At 47.7% G+C, this 2,780-nt stretch carries 2 protein-coding genes and 1 pseudogene; 1 reads left to right on the top strand and 2 read right to left on the bottom strand.

Annotated elements, in window-relative coordinates; all coding sequences use genetic code 11:
* Nucleotides 1-170 (bottom strand): annotated as a pseudogene (locus RM811_RS19245) (aminotransferase); the annotation flags it as partial.
* A 163-nt stretch (nucleotides 171-333) separates the two neighbouring features.
* On the opposite strand from RM811_RS19245, the gene msrB reads away from it, so the two are divergent.
* On the top strand, nucleotides 334-726 hold the full coding sequence (gene msrB / locus RM811_RS19240; RefSeq protein ID WP_402527455.1) for a peptide-methionine (R)-S-oxide reductase MsrB: 393 nt from the start codon (nucleotides 334-336) through the stop codon (nucleotides 724-726).
* A gap of 66 nt (nucleotides 727-792) precedes the next feature.
* Here msrB and RM811_RS19235 read toward each other — a convergent pair.
* Nucleotides 793-2,780, bottom strand: a 1,988-nt coding sequence (locus RM811_RS19235; protein ID WP_402527454.1) for an ATP-binding protein, incomplete at its 5' end; no start/stop codon positions are given.

The following is a 2,780-nucleotide window of genomic DNA, read 5'->3' as shown; positions in this document are numbered from 1 at the left end:
TCCTGGGTGATTTCATCGGGTGCATCAAAGCCAAACGCCGCGGGATTGCCCGTGTTCAATTTGAGAACACGATGTCCTTCTTCTTCCAGCCGTTTGGCTTCACGAAGAACGGGGCCGCGAATGTCGTAACAGACATTATCGAGTTTGGTGGATTTTTCAATATCCTTCATGGATGCCTTACCGATGGTTAATTGAGCTTCTTAGCATTTCGCAACATGGCATTATGAAGCGATCTGTCAAGAGTTGCATCAGGGAGATAGTTTTTATTCAGGTGGTTATTCTCAGTGGTGTGATTGTATTCTGATGCGGTTGATGCAATGAAAAGGGCTCTATGTGATGAAAGTAACAAAGTCAGATGAACAGTGGCGGGCAGAACTGACCGACGAGCAGTATTCCGTTTGCCGTGCAAAAGGCACAGAGCGCCCTTTTACCGGAGAATATAACTTTTTTGAAAAAGACGGTATTTTTCACTGTATTTGTTGTAAAGAACCGCTGTTTGACTCAACCGTAAAGTTTGATGCGGGCTGTGGCTGGCCCAGTTTCTATCAGGCCATCGACAGTGATGCGATAACCATGCAGGAAGATAAAAGTCTCGGCATGGAACGCACAGAAGTCCTTTGTTCTAATTGTGGCGCTCACCTCGGTCATGTGTTTCCGGATGGGCCGGAGCCGACAGGTTTGCGTTATTGCATGAACTCTGTCGCAATGAAGTTTAAAGGTCGCTAAGGAATGGTCCGTTAATAATTTCCCTGTTTTTCTATGGTGAAAGAGGACGTTATTTCGGGGCAGATCCTAAGTTAACCAGTTTTCAATGACTTTGCTGAGCCTCTTTTTGTTAAAGGGCTTGGCGATATGATCATTCATTCCTGCTTCCCGGCAACGCTCCCTGTGTTCATCCAGTGTATTGGCCGTGAGGGCAATGATGGGTGTTGTCTTTGTAGCAGGTATTGCCCTTATTTTTTTTGTTGCAGTGTAGCCATCCATTAATGGCATATAGCAGTCCATCAGGATCAGGTCAAAATCCTCCTGACTACAGGCTGACAGGCATTCCTGACCATTGTGGACAAGCTCTACGTCGTGTCCCAGTTGTTCAAGCATGCCCTCGGTGACCAGCCGGTTAATGGCATTATCTTCAACCACCAGAATCTTTTTCTTCCTGTGTTCTGATTGCTGGTTGCTAACGCTGTTTACTGAGAGGTCTGCTTTGGCTGCTGACAGCTTGCCGGGATCTTTTATACCGACCACTTCCGCACACTTCTGATACAGCTTCTGCTGAGTCACAGGGAGAGGGAGCCAGACGAGGTTGTCAGGCATTCCCCTGGGGTGCTCATAGCTGATAAAAATAGTTTTACGATCGGGGTGGTGTCTGGCCATGTTCAGTGCCAGGGCTTTTTGATCAGTAATGACGAGAGCGTTTGCCTTATGCCCACCGGACGGACTGTTAAAGTCCAGGCCTGCATCGTACCGGTCAACAATGCGGCAGGACACATTCCAGTGGCTGAGCATTCTGTAGCATATTTGCTGTGTTGACTCCTTGCAGACCAGAGTGACGGGGTGGCTCATTAGTGGCCTGATGACCTCAGACGTTGTGTTTTCAGACTTTAGCAGAGGGAGCCTGATAGAAAATGTACTACCATGCCCTTCACGGGATATCACTTGAATTGAACCATTCATTGCCGTGACCAGCTCTTTGGTCAGTGCCAGTCCCATACCTGAGCCGCCATAGTTCTGATAAATATCATTGCTGGCTTGTGTGAAGGGGGTGAAGATCGCCTCAAGGGCGTCGGGAGGAATTCCGATGCCGGTGTCGGTGATGTTGATGATCACTTCAAGGCTGTCTTTATCCAGGGGTTTTGATTCCAGTGAAAGACTGATTTCGCCTTCATGGGTAAATTTGATGGCATTACCCAGAAGGTTGTTAATGACCTGGTTGATACGGGTTGGGTCACCGGTCAGCTTTGATGGCAGTGTCGGGTCTATATCACAGGTTAGCGGAATATCCCTGCCATAAGTTTTCTGGCTCATCATCACCACGGATTCTTCGATAACTTCGCGCAGATCAAAAAGGGTGTGTTCGATGGCTGTCTTTCCTGACTCCAGTCTGGCCAGGTCAAGCATGCTGTTCAATAGTTTGACAAGACGAACGCCTGATTGATGGGCAAGGTCGAGGCGGGCGTACTGCTTTTCGGATAGATCTTCATTAATGGTTAACTCCAGCATGCCCAGAATACCATTGAGCGGTGTTCGTATTTCATGGCTCAGGCTTGAAAGTTGATCCCCTCGAATTCTGGCTGAGTGAAGCGCCTTCTGGCGAGCCTTCTCAAGATCTTCATTGGCTTTGAACAGAGCGTCATTATTTTCTTGTAACTCCCGGGTTCTTTCAGCGATGCGGATCTCAAGCTCCTGGGTATGCTTTCTTAATTCGCTCTCAGCAAGACTTCTGTGATAGAGCTGCTTTTCAATATCATTCTGGACATCATTGAATGCACTGATAAGAAGTCCGATTTCATTCTGTTGATGTCTTTCAGGGATTGTCAGTGGTTGATGTGTTGCTGCGCCTTTACGTAATTGTTTGACATGGCGGGTCAGTTTTAACAGCGGTTTTGTCAGCATTAAATAAAACATGCTTTGGAGGGCCAGTGCCAACAGCAATGTTCGGATGGTTCCGAATACCAGGGTTAAGATGGAGCGGTCCAGAAACTCCTGACCGGAAGGGCGGGTGTCTGCAACAATGGCCAGAGTGCCAAGATCTTCTTCAAGATCATAAGGGACAGACAGTT

The sequence above is a fragment of the Endozoicomonas sp. genome (assembly GCF_031844845.1).
GTDB lineage: Bacteria > Pseudomonadota > Gammaproteobacteria > Pseudomonadales > Endozoicomonadaceae > Endozoicomonas.
Note: the sequence above shows the minus strand (reverse complement) of the source record. Positions and strands in the feature narration are given on the sequence as shown.